Here is a 16880-nt window from a genome sequence, read left to right as displayed (position 1 = left end):
TTTTACATATGAATATATATGCTTCTGAAGGAGTTGAGCGAGTGTGAGCACAATTCATGAAAACGTCAGAAGCCGCCAAAAGAAAACCATCTCCCTATTAAGAGAAACGCAAAATGCGGACGGCTCATGGTCATTTTGTTTTGAAGGTCCGATTTTGACAAACGCCTTTCTGATCCTCCTTCTCACTTCTCTTGGAGACAATGATAAAGAACTGATCGCTGAGCTTGCAGAAGGCATTCGCGCTAAACAGCGCCCGGACGGAACTTTTGCCAACTATCCTGATGACCGGAAAGGAAATGTGACCGCTACTGTACAGGGCTATGCCGGCTTGCTGGCTTCCGGTTTATATAGCCGTTCTGAGGCGCATATGATTCAGGCTGAACGCTGTATCATCTCAAATGGCGGCTTGCGCAACGTACACTTCATGACAAAGTGGATGCTTGCGGCAAACGGCCTTTACCCATGGCCCGCGCTGCATCTGCCATTATCTTTCTTAGTCATTCCCCCATCCTTCCCGCTGCATTTTTACCAGTTCAGTACATACGCTCGTATTCATTTCGTACCGATGGCCGTGACGCTTAACAAAAGATTTTCGCTGAAAAATCCCAATGTTCCGTCTCTCGCGCATTTAGATCGGCATATGACTAAAAATCCGTTTACATGGCTTCGTTCCGATCATGATGAGAACAGAGACCTCTCTTCTCTTTTCGCGCACTGGAAGCGGCTTTTGCAGATTCCTGCCGCTTTTCACCAGCTCGGTCTGCGTACGGCCAAAACGTATATGCTTGACCGGATTGAAGAAGACGGCACATTATACAGCTATGCGAGTGCCACTATTTTTATGGTGTACGGCCTGCTCGCTCTCGGTGTATCGCGCCACTCCCCCGTTATCAGAAAAGCGCTTGCCGGCACGAAAGCTTTGCTCACGTCTTGCAGCGATATACCGTACCTGGAAAATTCAACGTCGACCGTTTGGGATACGGCGCTTCTCAGCTATGCGCTTATGAAAAGCGGCATCTCAGATAACGATCAAATGATAACCGGAGCCGCCCGGTTTCTGCGTGAACGGCAGCAGACGAAAGTCGCTGATTGGGCCGTTCACAACCCGCATGCTGAACCGGGAGGATGGGGTTTTTCAAACATTAATACAAATAATCCTGATTGTGATGACACAGCCGCAGTGCTCAAAGCCATCCCGCGAAAACGTTATCCCGCCTCATGGGAACGCGGACTGAGCTGGCTTTTGTCCATGCAAAACAGTGACGGCGGCTTCTCTGCTTTTGAGAAAAATGTCAATCATCCGCTGGTCCGCCTGCTGCCGCTGGAATCGGCTGAGGAAGCTGCCATCGATCCTTCAACAAGCGACTTAACCGGACGGGTGCTGCACTGTTTAGGAGAAGCGGGGCTTTCTCCTGATCACCCTCAGATTGAAAAGGCCGTCCAATGGCTGATCCGCCATCAAGAAGAGGACGGATCGTGGTACGGCAGATGGGGTGTCTGCTATATTTACGGCACATGGGCAGCGCTGACAGGGATGAAGGCTTGCGGCGTGAGCCAAAACCACCCGGCCGTGAAAAAAGCGATCCGCTGGCTGAAGTCCATTCAAAACGAGGACGGAAGCTGGGGAGAATCCTGTAAAAGCGCAGAAGTCAAAACCTATGTTCCGCTTTCTTACGGGACGCTTGTACAGACGGCTTGGGCGGCCGAAGCTTTGCTGCAATACGAAAAACCTCATCATCAAGCCGTCACAAAAGGCATATCTTTTCTTATTGAAAACCGGCATTACGAAGGAGACGCTTTCAGCTATCCGACCGGAATCGGCCTGCCGAAACAGTTTTACATCAGGTATCACAGCTACCCGTATGTGTTTTCTTTGCTTGCGCTCAGCACTTTTATGAAAGTGAGTGAAAAGGAGGAAGAAAAATGAAACGGCACGCTTATCAAACCGAAATGCTGAATTGGTGTGAAACCTTGAAGGAACAAGTCATACAGCAAGGTCGGTTCGATCGCTTCGCGGCACAAATCGACCGGATTTTTCACACCCTTCAGGATGATGGATTAACGGAGGCGGAATGGTACGAACAGGCATCAGCACTTTACCGGGACATTACCGAACCGGAAGAGCCGGATGAGCGCAGAGCCTATGTGCCGATCGGCAAGCATGTCCTCCCTAAACTGCCATACAGTTATTCCGCACTGGAACCGTATATTTCAAGAGAGATTATGAAACTCCACCATACTAAACACCATCAGAGCTATGTTGACGGTCTGAATAAAGCAGAACTGGAGCTCAAAAAAGCGAGACAAACGAAACAGTACGACTTAGTGGCGCATTGGGAGCGGCAATTGGCGTTTCACGGTGCCGGCCATTATTTGCACAGTATTTTTTGGTTTTCCATGAATCCAAACGGAAAAAGACGGCCGACGGGTGCGCTCTTTCAAATGATTGATGTGTCATTCGGAAGCTATTCCGCTTTTAAAGAGCAATTTTCTCAAGCAGCAAAAAAAGTCGAAGGAGTCGGCTGGGCTATCCTTGTCTGGGCGCCGCGCTCCGGGCGGCTGGAGATTTTGGCCGCTGAGAAGCATCAGCTCTACAGCCAATGGGACGTCATTCCTTTGCTTCCGCTGGATGTATGGGAACACGCCTATTATTTACAATATAAAAACGACCGCGCGGCTTACGTGGATCAATGGTGGAATGTCGTTGATTGGCGGGAGGCGGAGAAACGGTTCGAGCAAGCGCACCGCGTGATGTGGCCGCTTTATTAAAAAAGGCCCCCGTCTTGAACGGGGGCCTGCTTCTTTTGGTCTAAAAAATACCAAGCACGTGCAGAAAAACGATAATAATGGCTACAGGAGCCACATAACGGATTAATAGGAGCCAGACTGCAAACCATTTTCGTTTTATACCGGAACCGCTTTTCAGTTCGTCAAACAGCATCTGTTTCGGAATTTTCAGCGGTACGAACACGGCAATTAAAAGCGCGCCCAACGGCATTAAGACATTGCTGACCAGAAAATCCGCAGCGTCAAAAATACTGCGGTGAAAAATAGAAACATCACTCAAAATGCCGTACGACAGCGCCGAAGGGACCCCGACAATAAATATAGCAAGTCCCCCGATCCATGCATACCGCTTCCGTTTTGCCGAATCGCCTTTTGACAAAACAGCAACTAAAATTTCAAGCATTGAAAAAGCCGATGTCAGCGTCGCAAATAAAAACAGCAGCAAAAAGGCGAGTAAAAACACGATGCCCAACGGCATTTGGTTAAAGACGGTCGGCAGCACGTTAAATAAAAGCTGCGGACCTTGATCCGGCTTGAGACCGAATGCAAATACCGCCGGAAAAATCGCCACTCCCGCCATCACGGCAACAAGGACATTTAATACCGTCACCGATACGGCGGATTGAACAATATTTTCTTCTTTTTCTAAATATGCGCTGTATGTAACCATTACGGACACTCCGACGCTTAACGAGAAAAATGATTGACCCATCGCATATAAAATGGTATTGGCATCCATCGCGCCAAAATCAGGCATGAAGAAGAATTTTAATCCCTTCGCTGCATCATGCAGCGTAACGGAGCGGATCATTAAAAGAATAAACAGAATAAACAGAGCCGGCATCAGCACCTGGCTTACCTTTTCGATGCCGCTGCTCACCCCTTTTGCCACAACTAAAATCGTCAGCACGATAAACAGCAGCTGACCGAAAACCGCTGCATAAGGGTTTGAAATGGTATCGATAAATAACGTATCAAATCCCGAAGAAAGCGTTAAACCGCCTGTAAAGCCTTTTATAATGTAGATTAATATCCATCCCCCCACTACGCTGTAGAAGGATAATAGAATAAAACACGTAATGATTCCGAGATATCCGATCCAGTGCCACTTTTTCCCCGGCGCCAGCGCCTTATAGGATTCAACGGCGTTTTTTTGTGTTTTTCTGCCGATAATAAATTCAGCAAGCAAAAGCGGCAGTCCGATTAAAACAGTAAATAAAATAAAAACAAGCAGAAAAGCGCCGCCTCCGCTGGTTCCCGCTACGTAAGGGAACTTCCATATTGCGCCGAGCCCGATTGCAGAGCCGGCCGTAGCTAAAATAAATCCCAGCTTAGATGACCATTGATTAGCTTCTTTCACTTCAGCACTCCCAATTCATTTCAGTATAAAAATCAATTGTAAGAATATATGTCTGAATAGTCAAGAAGATATTAGTTTACATAATAATTTTATCGAAAACTTATATTTAATATTGAATTATTCAGAATATTATTTATAATGGAGTACAGAAAAGTCAGTCATATTTTCTGACTGATTGATTGGATGTAAAAGGAGCTGTGTTTATGGAATGGCTGAAAAAAATAAGCGGGTTTGCGGGCCAAACCTTTGGCTTGTGGGTTATCGTCTTTGCCGGTTTGGGATTCGCCTGCCCTGATTTGTTTTCTTGGATCAGTTCTTATATGACGATTTTCCTTGGTATTATTATGTTTGGGATGGGGCTTACTCTTCAAGCAGACGATTTTAAAGAATTAATCAGAAAGCCTTGGCATGTCGTGATCGGAGTCGCTGCCCAGTTTACGATTATGCCGCTTGCGGCTTTCTGTTTATCAGTCGGGCTCCGCCTCCCCGCAGAACTCGCCGCGGGCGTCATTCTGGTCGGATGCTGTCCGGGCGGTACGGCATCAAATGTCATGACGTTTTTGGCGAAAGGCAATACGGCGCTTTCTGTTGCGGTCACCACGATCTCAACATTGCTTGCTCCTATTGTAACGCCGGCACTTATTATGCTGTTTGCGAAAGAGTGGCTTCCCGTTTCTTTCGGTTCACTGTTTGTTTCCATTATGCAAGCCGTGCTTTTGCCGATCGTCCTCGGGGTGATTGTGAAGCTGTTCTTCAAAAAACAGGTCGGACAAGCCGTGCACGCACTTCCTCTCGTATCGGTAATCGGCATCGTAGCGATTGTATCCTCTGTCGTCAGCGTAAATCGTGAGCATCTGCTTCAATCCGGACTGCTGATTGTGTCTGTCGTCATCTTACATAACGGAATCGGATATTTGTTAGGATTCCTGACTGCAAAGCTGTTCAGAATGGATTATGCTTCACAAAAAGCGATTGCGATAGAAGTCGGAATGCAAAACTCCGGACTGGGCGCAGCGCTTGCGACAGCGCATTTCTCCCCTTTGTCAGCCGTGCCGAGCGCAATTTTCAGCATATGGCACAATCTGTCGGGGTCTGTTCTTGCCACCTACTGGTCTAAGAAAAAAGAGAAAAACAGCGCCGAAGAAGAAACGGCAAAGATTCCGTTTTCATAACTGAACAAGGATAGGCTGCCGCCGCTCCTATCCTTGATTATTCTGCAGATCACGAAACAGGCGCAAAAGCGCTTTTTTTACATCCCCCTGAAATAAACCTCCATGATAACAAATCAATTGGCGGATATCGTAATCAAGCAGCCGCTGCACAGATCGGACCGCATCATCCATATGTAACGTATAGTCAGGATTAGCAAGTTTCAGCTTTCCGTCTTCAATGACGACCGCATCACCTGTGATCATTGTTTTTTCGGCAGGCAGATAAAGACTGATATGGCCGGGTGTATGACCCGGCGTGGCTACAACGCGAATGCCTCCGCACCAAGGCAGCAGCTCACCGTCAGTAACTGTCCGGTGAACTGGAGCCGATTCGACTGATTGAAGCGAGCAAATGAACTGTTTTGCATAAGGCTTTGCATCCTCTGGCAATGAACTAAACGTTGATTCAGCCTGCTCAAGCCGTAAAGATTTTTTAGAGCCGTCAATATACGGCGCTTCACGCTCATGTACTGTCACGCTGATATCCGGGTGCAAACGATGTAATGCAGCGAGTGAGCCGATATGGTCTATGTCGTGATGCGTTACAATGATTTTTGTCAATGAATGAAGCGACATTCCATGCCGGGCAGCAGCATGTTGAAGATGGTTTGTAAAACCGGGATATCCGCAGTCTATTAATATCGTGTCATGTTCGTCTTGCAGAAGAACCGGAGTGATAGAATGCAATTCTTCATTATATTCAAATTCGATCTCAAGCGGATAACAGCTTTTCATATAAATTCTCCCCTTCGCTCAATAAAAAAGTACACTGCTTGTAAGGGCAGTGTACTTTTTGTCTGTTTCAAATTATCCTTCCAGCAGCAGCTGTTCCGGATCTTCAAGCAGGTTTTTAATGGTGACAAGGAACCCGACCGCTTCTTTACCATCTACAATTCTGTGATCATATGATAAAGCGATGTACATCATCGGACGGTTTTCAGAGCGCTCCGCATCAATTGCTACTGGGCGCAGCTGAATTTTGTGCATACCTAAGATCCCGACCTGAGGGCTGTTTAGGATCGGTGTTGACATAAGCGATCCGAATGTACCTCCGTTTGTGATCGTGAAGGAGCCTCCTTGCAGCTCACCTAATGTTAATTTATTGTTTCGCGCTTTCTTCGCAAGTTCGCCGATCTCTCTTTCAATGCCGGCAAACGTCAGGCGGTCAGCGTCACGTACGACTGGAACGACAAGCCCTTCTTCAGCCGCGACAGCGATACCGATGTCATAGAATTTTTTCACGATCAGCTCATCGCCTTGAATTTCAGCGTTAAGGAGCGGGAATTTTTTCAATGCAGCCACGACGGCTTTTGTAAAGAACGACATGAAACCGAGTTTTACATCGTTTTGCTCAAGGAATTGGTCTTTACGGCGTTTTCTTAGATTCATAACGGCCGTCATGTCAACTTCGTTAAATGTAGTCAGCATCGCAGAAGTCTGCTGCACTTCAACCAATCGTTTCGCGATCGTCTGTCTGCGGCGGGACATTTTTTGCACTTCGACAGGTTTGTCAAAGCTTTGCTGTGTTTTTTGAGCCTGCTGTTTCGGCTGTGCCGCAGGTTTTGAAGCCGGTTTTTCATAAGCTTCCACATCTTGTTTGCGCACGCGGCCAAGCGGGTCCCCCGTCGGAATTTGTGATAGATCAATCCCTTTTTCCCTTGCCAGCTTGCGTGCAGCCGGAGACGCTACCGTTCTGGATTTCGCTTCTGATTGTGCTTCCTGGCTGACTTCTTGTGCAGCAGGTTCAGCTTTTGCTTCCTCTTTCGTTTGTTCATTGGCTGGAGCACTTTCTGAAGGGGCGGGTGCAGAACTTTCGCCAGCGCCTTCTGTAATGGTACCGATAATTTCTCCTACTTGGACGGTATCACCCGAATCTTTCAATACCTCTTTTAGAACACCCGATTCTTCTGCTGTCAATTCAACATTTACTTTGTCCGTCTCCAGTTCAAGCAAGTACTCACCCTGTTCTACATAATCACCGGGCTGCTTTAACCATTGGGCTATCGTTCCTTCTGAGATTGATTCTGCTAATTCAGGTACCTTAATTTCCGCCATTTTTACATTTCCCCCTTAGTTTTTGCGAGTCAAGCTATCAGATACAATGCGTTCCTGTTCTTTTTTGTGGACTGTCGGATCTCCTTCTGCGGGACTGGATCGTCTTCTTCGGCCGATGTATTGGACATTTACTCCTTTTGGCGCAATTTCCGTCAGATACGGGCTGATATAACTCCATGCCCCCATGTTCTGCGGCTCTTCCTGAACCCAAACGATCTCTTGCAGGTTCGGCAGTTTGGCGAAAAGCTCCTTCGTATCTTTTGCCGGGAACGGATACAGCTGTTCGATTCTGGCAATATGAAGCCAATCCTTATCGCCTTCCATTTTGTTGAAGTGATCGCTGATATCAATTGACACTTTTCCGCTTGATAATACGACGCGAGTCACTTTTTCGTAAGCATGGGAAAGACCGGACTGCTCATAGACAGGCTTGAATCGGCTTTCGCTCAGTTCCTGCACTTCAGATACCGTATTCGGGTTGCGCAGCAGGCTCTTCGGCGTCATGATCACAAGCGGGCGGATTTCCTCACGAAGCAGCATTTTCGCTTGTCTTCTTAAAATGTGGAAATACTGAGCCGCACTTGTCAGGTTGGCCACCGTCCAGTTGTTTTCCGCCGCCAGCTGCAGGAACCGCTCGACGCGGCCGCTGGAGTGTTCAGGGCCCTGTCCTTCGTAACCGTGAGGCAGCAGCATGACCAGCCCTGATTTTTGTCCCCATTTTGCCCGTCCTGCAGATATGAATTGATCAAAATAGACTTGAGCCGCATTGGCAAAGTCCCCGTACTGCGCCTCCCACAACACAAGCGTTTCAGGCGAATACACGTTGTATCCATATTCAAAGCCGAGAACCGATCCTTCAGAGAGCGGGCTGTTATGCACCGTAAATGAAGAAGCGCAGTCGTCTAAGTGATGGAGAGCAACAAATTCTTCTCCTGTTTCGCTGTCATGCAGCACAAGGTTTCTTTGAGCGAACGTTCCGCGCTCTGAATCCTGCCCGGTCAGCCGGATCGGCGTGCCGTCTTTCAAAATGGAAGCAAACGCAAGCGATTCAGCCAATGACCATTCAACTTTACGGTCATCATCAAACGCTTTTGCACGTCTTTCCAGGATTCTTTTCAGCTTGCCGAACACGTTAAAGGATTCCGGCCAGTTGATAAGTTCGCCGTTCAGCTTGCGGAGAACATCAAAATCAATGGCTGTGTCAACGTCTGGAAAACCGTTGGACACAGGCTCCGGCAATTCAATTTCCCGTACGGCGTCTTCTTTTTTGGCGGGCACCTTTTTATAGGCGTCTTCAATTCTTTTTGTCACTGCCGTTTCGATGTTTTGCGCTTTTTCCTCGCTGATCAGTCCTTCACTTACGAGTTTTTCCGCAAAGATCCGCTTGACAGTCGGGTGTTTTCTGACGGCATCATACAGCATCGGCTGTGTCGTTGACGGCTCATCCATTTCATTGTGGCCGTATCGTCTGTACCCGATTAAATCGATTAAGAAATCTTTATTGAACCGCTTCCGGTATTCAACCGCAAATTTAACGGCTGACAGGCATGCTTCCGGATCATCCGCGTTGACGTGAACGATCGGAATTTCATAGCCCTTCGCCAAATCACTGGCATATTTTGTGGATCGTGATTCATCGCTTTCAGTTGTAAAGCCGATCATATTATTGGCGATGATATGAATGGCCCCGCCCACCTGATAGCCTTTCAGTGAGCTTAAGTTCAGCGTCTCGGCGACAATGCCTTCTCCCGGGAACGCTGCGTCACCGTGAATTAAAATGGCGAGCGATTTTGTTTCGTCTTGAACCGGGTACCCCTTTTGCGTTCTTGTTTCCTGTGCCGCCCGCGTGCTTCCTTCCACAATCGGATTGATGAATTCCAAGTGGCTCGGGTTATTTGCAAGCGTAATCCGCGCGCTTTTGGTTTCAGCATCCTGAAGCTGTCTGTCTGCACCGAGGTGGTATTTAACATCGCCCGTCCAGCCGTAGCTGATGCCGGTCGATCCTTCAGACGGCACAAGGTCTTTATTCGGCGCGTGCTGGAATTCTGAGAAAATAATCTCATACGGTTTGCCGAGCACATGCGCAAGCACATTTAAACGGCCTCTGTGCGCCATCCCGATATTGACATTGGTTGTGCCCGCCTTCACAGACTGGGCGATAATGTCGTCAAGAACCGGCACAAGCGCGTCTAATCCCTCAATTGAGAAACGCTTCTGACCGACGAATGTCCGGTGTAAAAATTGTTCAAATCCTTCTACTTCCGTCAGTCTTTCTAAAACGGCTGACAGTTTTTCCGGTGAATTTTTCCGGAACAGTTCGCCGGATTCGACCATTTTTGTAATCCATGCGCGCTCTTCGAAATCATGCACATGGTCAAACTCGAAAGAGATGGTTCTTTTATAGGTATTGCGTAAATGCTGGATGGCTTCTAAGCCGTTTGTTATATTGGCAGGTGCGTCTTTACAGATGACAGACGCGGGTATTGCTTTCATTTCTTCTTCTGTAAGCCCGTACTCGGATAACGGAAAGAGCTCGCTCTTTTTCGGATCCTTTCTGAGCGGATTGACGGAAGCGTTCAGATGGCCATAGGTTCGAATATCTTCTGCAAGTTTAACTGCTGCTGCGATCTTTTGAATCAGATCTGCGGTGACGCGTCCCTGTTCCTTTGTTTCCGATGCCTCTTTTATTTGGCTTGGCGGAGCGCCGAGTTCGTCAAACATGTCTTTCAGATCCGGATCAATGCTGTCTGGATCTTCAGCATATTGGTCGTACAGCTCCAGTGCGTAGCCGAGGTTCGGTCCGTAAAAATCTTCCCAATTCATTCTTTGTTTCATATTATTTTGAAACATTTGAATATTACCCCCAACCTAGATAATCAAGTGATCAATTCACTATCTTGAAATAACTTTTGAACGCTGTGCCCAAAATTATGTAATAAAAACGCTTCCAAGGATATTTTACCACTGATTGCGTTTGGATTCTACCTTGATTGTTCACAAAATAGTAAAAAAAACAGATCAATACCGAAAAAATTAAATCATTTTAAAATAAAAAGCGAAAAAGCATAGGAAAAAGCCTATCCTATGCTTTTATGAAGCAGTTTTTTCAAGAGCGGATACAGCACATCGGGCAGCTGATCGACATCCGGAACAAAAATACTGTACTTTCCGTACATATCCTGAATGGTTTTCATCTGGGATTCTTCTATCGCAGTATTGGACAGAAAAACATTTATGACTTCTATCCCTTTTTTTCTCGCTTCGATGACAGCCTCGCTCGTATCGACGATGCCGTTTTGTTCGTATCCGAATGCTGCCGGCTCTCCGTCTGAAAACACGATTAAAAATTTTTGCGCCTCACTCCGCCGCATCAGCTGTTTCGTCATTTGTCTGATGGCGTATCCGTCTCTGTTATCTTCTTCGGGCGCAAGCTGCATGATCAGCGGACCCGCCGCCTGCAGCAGGGACTCTTCAAACGGAATGACGGTATTGAAGAAATTCGGCTGGCTCGTTTCGGTCGCTTCGTTTGTATCCTCCCAAAATCCGACGATTTGATGCGGTACGGACACTGATTTCAAGGCCTCATGAAAAAGAACGATCCCTCTTTTTGTTTCATCCATTTTGTCGAACATGCTGGCCGAACAGTCGACAAGCAATGTAAAAACGGCGTCAATGTCTGAAGACGGGTCCTGCTTTTTATAGAAAAGGCGCGGGTTCCGTTCCGTAAAATAGCGGATCAGTTTGCGATTCAGCCGGCCTGCGTGAAGGTCGGTCCGCGGGAGCGTTTTTTTGTGCTCAAGTGTTTTTTGTATCATCTGCTTCAGGCGTTTTTGATATGATTCTATCGTTTTTGCCTGTTCTTTATAAGACTGCTCCTCTTCAGGAGACGCTTGATGAGGCGTTTGATAAACCGGGAAGGCAAATTTGTTTTCTTTTCCGTCAGCCAGCCCGGCGCCCTCATGTTCATCCTGAATGGATTCAAGCGCTTCCAGTTTGGAGTAATCCTCTCTTTTCGTCTGACGTGCGGAACCTTGAACGGAGCCGAGCGCCTGGTCACCGTCATCGCCTTCTCTGGCCGCGTCTTTCCCAAGATCTGATTTCGCGCCGTGCTCAATATCAAATTGAAGGAAGCTTTTTGACGGCGCTTCGGTTTCCCGGTGCCACGTATTCATTTTCTCTTCAAGGATTTCTTCATCTCCGTCGGAAGACTCAGGGAGCGTGAGATCGTCACTTAACGAAGGCGCTTTTTTTACGCTTTCGAATAAAGGCTCTTCAGCCGCTTTTTCGTAATCAAGTTCCGGCAGAAAAAAGTATGTGTTCAGCATATCTTTCTCAAGCACTTCATCAAGGCCTTCCATGAGGTCTTCCGTTATTGTTGCGATTTGTTCCGTAGAATCCGCCTCATACACCCGGATGAGCTGACGTTCAATATACGGTATCATCATATCAATATTTTCATGCATGGAAGGAATGCCTTCTAGCGGAGACTCAGCCGTCAGCTTGACAAACATCGCGCAATACAAAGCGTCGGTGAAAATGCTCCGTTCTAAATTCAATGTCAGCTGCGTCGTGAAATATTTCCTGTACATCTCTCTCCGCTTCTGAAAAACACGTTTCGTTCCCGGCCGTTCTTTTTTGATCAGCTCTTCAATTCTGATATCCTCAAGCAGCATAAACAGCTGCTTGGCAAAGCTTTGGCGGGTGAAGTGCCGGTGAACGTCATTTAAAAACCCCGCAAATACCCGAAATGAGCTGCTGCGTGTTCCGACAGCGCGCAAATACACATCGCTTTTCAGGCCGGCTTCCATATCCCCGGCTGATCGGTCTTTCCAAAAGTGGCTCATGTAAATTTTCTTTTCAAAGGGATTGTAGTAAGACTGCACGCCGTATTCCACTTCAACTTCACTGCTTCTGGTCAGTGTTTTGGCCAGATCAGTCAGCATCATGAACAAAAACGAATCAATCGTGCTGTCGTTAAATTTGATAAACTTCATTGTATATCCCTCATTCGAACAGCGTTTCTGCAATATTTCTGACAGCGGCTTTTTCCCTGTCGTCGTCAAGTTTTTCCACGATGCCTCTTTCAATCGCCCGTTTCGGCGGGATGTATGCAGCCAAGTCGCACGTATCAATGAGAGCCCTGATGGACGCCGCTTCTTCTGACACTTGTCCGTTATGCGCTTGTGCGATTAAATCAGAAGACAGCGTCATAAAGCGCTCAATTAATTTCTCATCTTTTAAGACAGACTGAGAGGTCAGCACCTGTTTCAGGAGGCTTCCTTTAATATACGGAACATCAATGATGACAAAACGGTTTTTAAGGGCTTCGTTCAGCGGAACGGTGCCGACGTAGCCTTCATTAATCGCGGCGATAACACCGAATCCTTCGCTTGCCTTAATCACTTCTCCTGTAAAGGGATTTGTCATCATTTTTCTGTAATCAAGCACGCCGTTTAGAATCGGAAGGGTTTCAGGCTTTGCCATATTGATTTCATCAATGTATAAAAAATGTCCCTCGTTCATTGCGGTTGTTACAGGTCCGGGAACGAATTCAATTGTCGCCTGCCCCTGTTCATTTTCAATCGTTTTATAGCCGACAAGCGCTTCTGCATCGAGGTCTACGGAGCAGTTGACGCTGTGCATCGGTTTATGAAAATAGTTCGAAAGCGTTTCCGCCAATTTTGTTTTTCCCGAACCCGTCGGTCCTTTTAATAAGATATTTTTTCCCATTGTCAAAGCGATGACGGCATCGAATACAATCGCTTTATCTTCGGCCTCATAGCCTGATGATCCGATTAAATCCCGGAATTCTTGGGAAACGGGATGATTTTGATAAGCCTGCAGTTTGTTTTGTATATCTTCCGGAAGTGATAGGTGCTGTAATTCTGAAGTCATAGGTGATGTTTCCTTTCCATTTGTATTCCATAACCGAGTATACTAAAAAAGCCCTTGTATACTCAATACAAAAGGGCTCATTCCCTGCGGGCGCTTTTTGTCAGGGGAGCGCAGGCGATTCTGGCTCCGGAATTTCCGCTCGGGTTTGTTAAATAATCGTCCGTATGTTCATGAATGACGAACGCGCTTCCGTCCCGGTCGAGCAGGCTGAGTCTGCTCCCTTCTTTTAATGAAGTTTGCGGCGCGTTCATAATGACATCCACTTTACCGTCAGCCCCCACTTCAAGATTGGGGAGATCTCCGGCGTGATGACCCATCGGATTGTTGAAGCCGTGTTCTTTGTTCAAAGGGTTGAACGGACCGCCGGCTGATTCGAAATCAGGTGCCTGACATGTCCCTTTTTCATAAATATGAAATCCGAGAGAAGCGCCGGGCGGCAGATGTCCCGCTGATATATGAATGTCTGATCCTTCATCATCAGATTCCCTCACTTCGATATATCCGATCGTTTTTCCGTTTTGATTGATGAGTCCGGCATGCTCACGGTATGCAGATGCTTCCAATGCGCGGCTTTCCCCATGTTTTTTGGGCGGAACAGGAGCGGGTCTCGCCCCGCAGCCGCAAAGCGTAATTGATGCGAGCATGAGAAAAAGCAAGAGACGATTCATGTTTCCTCCCCCTTATTTTTTTACCCATCAGTCTTGTCAAAACGTGAAAATGGTAAACAAAAAAAGCCCCGAAAGGCTTTTTTTTAAAAATAACTGCGCGCTCCTAAATAAGCTTTTTTCCAATATGGATTGCTTAAGTTTGAAATTTCAACCCCGGAGGAGCTTGCGTGAATAAAATCTCCTCCGCCTAAATACATTCCCATATGAGAAGGGCCCGCTTTATATGTCGTAAAGAAGACAAAGTCGCCTGCTGACGGCTGGCTGATATGTTTCATCGTATTCCAATATCCAGCCGTGCTCAGACGTGAAACAGAGCTTACCTTATTTAAAAGGTAATAGATGTAACCGCTGCAATCGAAGCCCGCAGGCGTATTGCCTCCCCAGCGGTAAGGCACGCCGACATGTTTTTTCGCCTCGCCTATCATTCTGTCAATCTTTGACCCTGTCACCGGAGGTTCGGGAGTATTTGGCTTGTTTGGCTTTGCCGGTTTGTTACCCGGCTGCCGCACAGGATCTTCTGTTTTTCCCGTTCCGTTAATCAACAGAACCTGTCCGATTTGAAGCACATCAGTTGTCAGTTTATTTTTTTCTCTGATGAGCTGAGCGGTGATGCCGAACCGATTAGCAATTTTCCAGAGGGAATCGCCTGCTTTTACTTTGTAAGTGGATGGCTTCTCAGAAGGGTTTGAATGAGATGGCGGTTTTGTGCCGCTGTTTCCGTTATGTGAAGAACCTTTGATCTTTAATACTTGATTCGGATACAGCATGTCTGATGTTAATTGATTCAGCTTTTTCAGTTCGGCGATGGTGATGCCGGTTTGATTGGCGATTTTCCACAGCGAGTCACCCGGCTTCACAGTGTAAGTCCCTGATGCGCCTTTATCAGGCTTTGTCTGTCTGCCGCCTCCGTCCGTGCCGCCGGCAGACCCTTTAATTTTCAGTTTTTGGCCCGGATAGATGACATCTGAACTCAAACGGTTCAGGCTTCTCAGTTCAGAAACGCTCATTCGGTATTTTTTAGCGATCACCCATAATGAGTCTCCGTATGTAACTGTGTAAGCACCAGTGTTTCGTTTTCCTTTTTGCCCCGTTTTATGTGTGCCGCTGCCGTCGGGAATGTGCAGCCGCTGTCCTGGGTGGAGTATCGTTGATTTCAGTTTATTTTCCGCCTGCAGGGCTGAAATACTTGTATGATATTGCCGGGAAAGCTTCCAAAGAGAGTCGCCGCTTTTTACTTGAATGGTTTTTGCTTCAGCGGGATGCACGGCGAAGGTTGAAGTCATTACTGCAGATACAGCCAGTCCGGCTGCGATTTTTTTCTTCATATAACGAAAAACCTCCTATTTATCATTGCTGAAAGGGACGTTCCTTTTCTTTGGACGCCTCCTGTTATGCAGGATTCATTCAGAAGTCGACATTAATTCCGATTCATTTGTCTTAGATCATCACCAATGCCACACATTTTACATAAATTGAGAACATTTCACAAAAGACTTTGGAATCATTTTCATAACATGGCTTTTTTCCGCGACATTCCACCTTTCTTGTCTGTTTTTCATACAATTCTCTTCACGGCGTGAAAATCCTCCCGAAAAACAAACAAAAAAAAGCCCGCTTCCTATAAAGGAAGCGGGTGACGGCTGATTACAGAACCCGGGTCTCGGCAGTTTTCACGTCTTCTGCTATCAATTCCGCTGCACGCTGTGCTCCGCCGGCCGCTTTCAGGGATTCTCCGATTTCAGAAGCTTTTGTCTGATATTCAGGATTTTCGCTCAATTCTTTTATTGCTTCAGTGAGCAGTTCCGCTGTTACATCTTCTTTTTTAAACATCTTGCCCGCGCCCGTGTTTTCCACTTGGCTTCCGACGGCGAACTGATCTGCTCCCATCGGAATGACGATCATCGGGGTTTTGTAGTAAAGCCCTTCGCTCGTACTGTTCATTCCGCCGTGAGTGATAAATAAGTCCGCTCTCTTCAGGATCTCAAGCTGCGGAACATAAGGCTTTACAATAACATTCTCAGGAATTTCATCAAGCTCCGCCGGATCAAGATGTTTGCCGATTGACATGACGGCTTTTCCGTTAAAGTTCCTGACCGCTTTTAAGCATTTATTAAACAATTCCTTCTGATTGTTAAAAATCGTGCCCATTGAAATAAACAGGACTTTTTCTCCTTCAAGCTGGTCAAACGGGAAATCCTGAGCCGCCGGCCTTTCAGTTATGGACGGACCGACAAAGAGATAAGAATCGCCAAACTCTTCTTCTTTCGGCTGAAACGCTCTTGAAGTAAATACGATGGTTTTTCTGCCGTCATTTGAGAAAATATCATACGGCGTTTTAATGTCTGCGCTGAATTCTTCATTAAGCCGGCTGACCGCTTCGGTATAGGCCGGATAATGAGATGATTCCTCTGATATAAGGTTTGTATTTGAAAACACTTCTTTAATAAATGCTTCATTCATTGCAAATGTTGTGCAAAGTGAATATGCCGGCAGTTTCAGCTTATTTCTCACAAGCCTTCCTGCCAGAAAATGATGATCATAAAGGATGTAGTCGTATGATTCATCTTTTACTTCCTCAAGAATACGGAGTGCGGCTTTTTCGGAAGTCTCAATCATTAACAGTAAAAACTCGGTAGCATCCCGCTGTTCATCACCCGTTGCGTTTTTTCCGAATTCATCTTTTCGGAAATCTTCACATTCACGGAATTCCGCTCCGCTTGACGCGATTTTGTGCTCATATTCCTTCACGCCGTAATATACGACATGTTCCCCTTTTGCCTTCAGTTCTTTTACGACGCCTAAAGACGGATTGATATGGCCTTCTCCCGGAAAGCCGATCATCAATACATTTGCCATCTTTCCACTCCCTATTCTTTTAAATTTTATGTATATTTAAACGATAAC

The 16880-nt window shown here is 46.7% G+C and carries 12 protein-coding genes; 3 read left to right on the top strand and 9 right to left on the bottom strand.

Annotated elements, in window-relative coordinates; translation table 11 throughout:
• Window positions 1–43: 43 nt before the first annotated feature.
• On the top strand, window positions 44–1927 hold the full coding sequence (locus AC2CGA_RS01425; protein WP_484480100.1) for a terpene cyclase/mutase family protein: 1884 nt from the start codon (window positions 44–46) through the stop codon (window positions 1925–1927).
• Window positions 1924–2769: a superoxide dismutase gene (locus AC2CGA_RS01420; RefSeq protein WP_044053335.1), complete on the top strand. Its 846-nt coding sequence runs from the start codon at window positions 1924–1926 to the stop codon at window positions 2767–2769. Before AC2CGA_RS01425 ends, AC2CGA_RS01420 begins: the two co-directional genes overlap by 4 nt.
• Window positions 2770–2809: 40 nt before the next feature.
• On the opposite strand, the gene AC2CGA_RS01415 is transcribed toward AC2CGA_RS01420, so the two are convergent.
• Window positions 2810–4147, bottom strand: a complete 1338-nt coding sequence (locus tag AC2CGA_RS01415; protein WP_003153770.1) for a sodium-dependent transporter — start codon at window positions 4145–4147, stop codon at window positions 2810–2812.
• 203 nt (window positions 4148–4350) lie between these two features.
• On the opposite strand from AC2CGA_RS01415, the gene AC2CGA_RS01410 reads away from it, so the two are divergent.
• Window positions 4351–5319: a bile acid:sodium symporter family transporter gene (locus AC2CGA_RS01410; protein ID WP_057080762.1), complete on the top strand. Its 969-nt coding sequence runs from the start codon at window positions 4351–4353 to the stop codon at window positions 5317–5319.
• A gap of 27 nt (window positions 5320–5346) precedes the next feature.
• Here AC2CGA_RS01410 and AC2CGA_RS01405 read toward each other — a convergent pair whose 3' ends face one another.
• The 8 genes from AC2CGA_RS01405 to AC2CGA_RS01370 all read right to left on the bottom strand — a co-directional run bounded on the left by AC2CGA_RS01405 (window position 5347) and on the right by AC2CGA_RS01370 (window position 16832).
• A complete protein-coding gene (locus AC2CGA_RS01405) occupies window positions 5347–6093 on the bottom strand; it encodes an MBL fold metallo-hydrolase (protein ID WP_003153765.1) in 747 nt (248 codons plus the stop codon).
• 72 nt (window positions 6094–6165) lie between these two features.
• Window positions 6166–7413, bottom strand: coding sequence for a 2-oxoglutarate dehydrogenase complex dihydrolipoyllysine-residue succinyltransferase (gene odhB / locus AC2CGA_RS01400; RefSeq protein ID WP_003153764.1), 1248 nt, complete (start codon window positions 7411–7413; stop codon window positions 6166–6168).
• Between the two features lie 15 nt (window positions 7414–7428).
• Window positions 7429–10263 (bottom strand): 2-oxoglutarate dehydrogenase E1 component, encoded by a 2835-nt coding sequence (sucA, locus tag AC2CGA_RS01395; protein ID WP_057080765.1) that lies wholly within the window; start codon window positions 10261–10263, stop codon window positions 7429–7431.
• Window positions 10264–10490: 227 nt separating this feature from the next.
• Window positions 10491–12407 carry a vWA domain-containing protein gene (locus AC2CGA_RS01390; protein WP_069473454.1) on the bottom strand — a complete coding sequence of 639 codons (1917 nt, stop codon included), beginning with the start codon at window positions 12405–12407 and terminating at the stop codon, window positions 10491–10493.
• Window positions 12408–12417: 10 nt separating this feature from the next.
• Window positions 12418–13308, bottom strand: a complete 891-nt coding sequence (locus AC2CGA_RS01385) for an AAA family ATPase (RefSeq protein ID WP_003153758.1) — start codon at window positions 13306–13308, stop codon at window positions 12418–12420.
• A 77-nt stretch (window positions 13309–13385) separates the two neighbouring features.
• Window positions 13386–13976 (bottom strand): superoxide dismutase family protein, encoded by a 591-nt coding sequence (locus tag AC2CGA_RS01380; RefSeq protein ID WP_014305201.1) that lies wholly within the window; start codon window positions 13974–13976, stop codon window positions 13386–13388.
• Window positions 13977–14059: 83 nt separating this feature from the next.
• Window positions 14060–15301, bottom strand: a complete 1242-nt coding sequence (locus tag AC2CGA_RS01375) for a C40 family peptidase (RefSeq protein WP_032857909.1) — start codon at window positions 15299–15301, stop codon at window positions 14060–14062.
• A gap of 319 nt (window positions 15302–15620) precedes the next feature.
• The gene (locus AC2CGA_RS01370; protein ID WP_024085478.1) at window positions 15621–16832 is read right to left on the bottom strand and encodes a macrolide family glycosyltransferase; all 1212 of its coding nucleotides are present in this window, start codon (window positions 16830–16832) and stop codon (window positions 15621–15623) included.
• Window positions 16833–16880 lie beyond the last annotated feature (48 nt).

The organism is Bacillus sp. SYZHCR11 (genome assembly GCF_057196865.1).
The sequence above is the reverse complement of the archived record's forward strand: the minus strand, read 5'-3'. Positions and strand labels throughout refer to the sequence as shown.

What these genes read in the sequence shown, in the direction of transcription:
- AC2CGA_RS01390 (WP_069473454.1), bottom strand. Translation starts at nt 12,407, where the DNA reads ATGAAGTTTATCAAATTTAACGACAGCACGATTGATTCGTTTTTGTTC.
- sucA (WP_057080765.1), bottom strand. Translation starts at nt 10,263, where the DNA reads ATGTTTCAAAATAATATGAAACAAAGAATGAATTGGGAAGATTTTTAC.
- AC2CGA_RS01370 (WP_024085478.1), bottom strand. Translation starts at nt 16,832, where the DNA reads ATGGCAAATGTATTGATGATCGGCTTTCCGGGAGAAGGCCATATCAAT.
- AC2CGA_RS01380 (WP_014305201.1), bottom strand. Translation starts at nt 13,976, where the DNA reads ATGAATCGTCTCTTGCTTTTTCTCATGCTCGCATCAATTACGCTTTGC.
- AC2CGA_RS01410 (WP_057080762.1), top strand. Translation starts at nt 4,351, where the DNA reads ATGGAATGGCTGAAAAAAATAAGCGGGTTTGCGGGCCAAACCTTTGGC.
- AC2CGA_RS01420 (WP_044053335.1), top strand. Translation starts at nt 1,924, where the DNA reads ATGAAACGGCACGCTTATCAAACCGAAATGCTGAATTGGTGTGAAACC.
- AC2CGA_RS01385 (WP_003153758.1), bottom strand. Translation starts at nt 13,308, where the DNA reads ATGACTTCAGAATTACAGCACCTATCACTTCCGGAAGATATACAAAAC.
- AC2CGA_RS01405 (WP_003153765.1), bottom strand. Translation starts at nt 6,093, where the DNA reads ATGAAAAGCTGTTATCCGCTTGAGATCGAATTTGAATATAATGAAGAA.
- AC2CGA_RS01375 (WP_032857909.1), bottom strand. Translation starts at nt 15,301, where the DNA reads ATGAAGAAAAAAATCGCAGCCGGACTGGCTGTATCTGCAGTAATGACT.
- odhB (WP_003153764.1), bottom strand. Translation starts at nt 7,413, where the DNA reads ATGGCGGAAATTAAGGTACCTGAATTAGCAGAATCAATCTCAGAAGGA.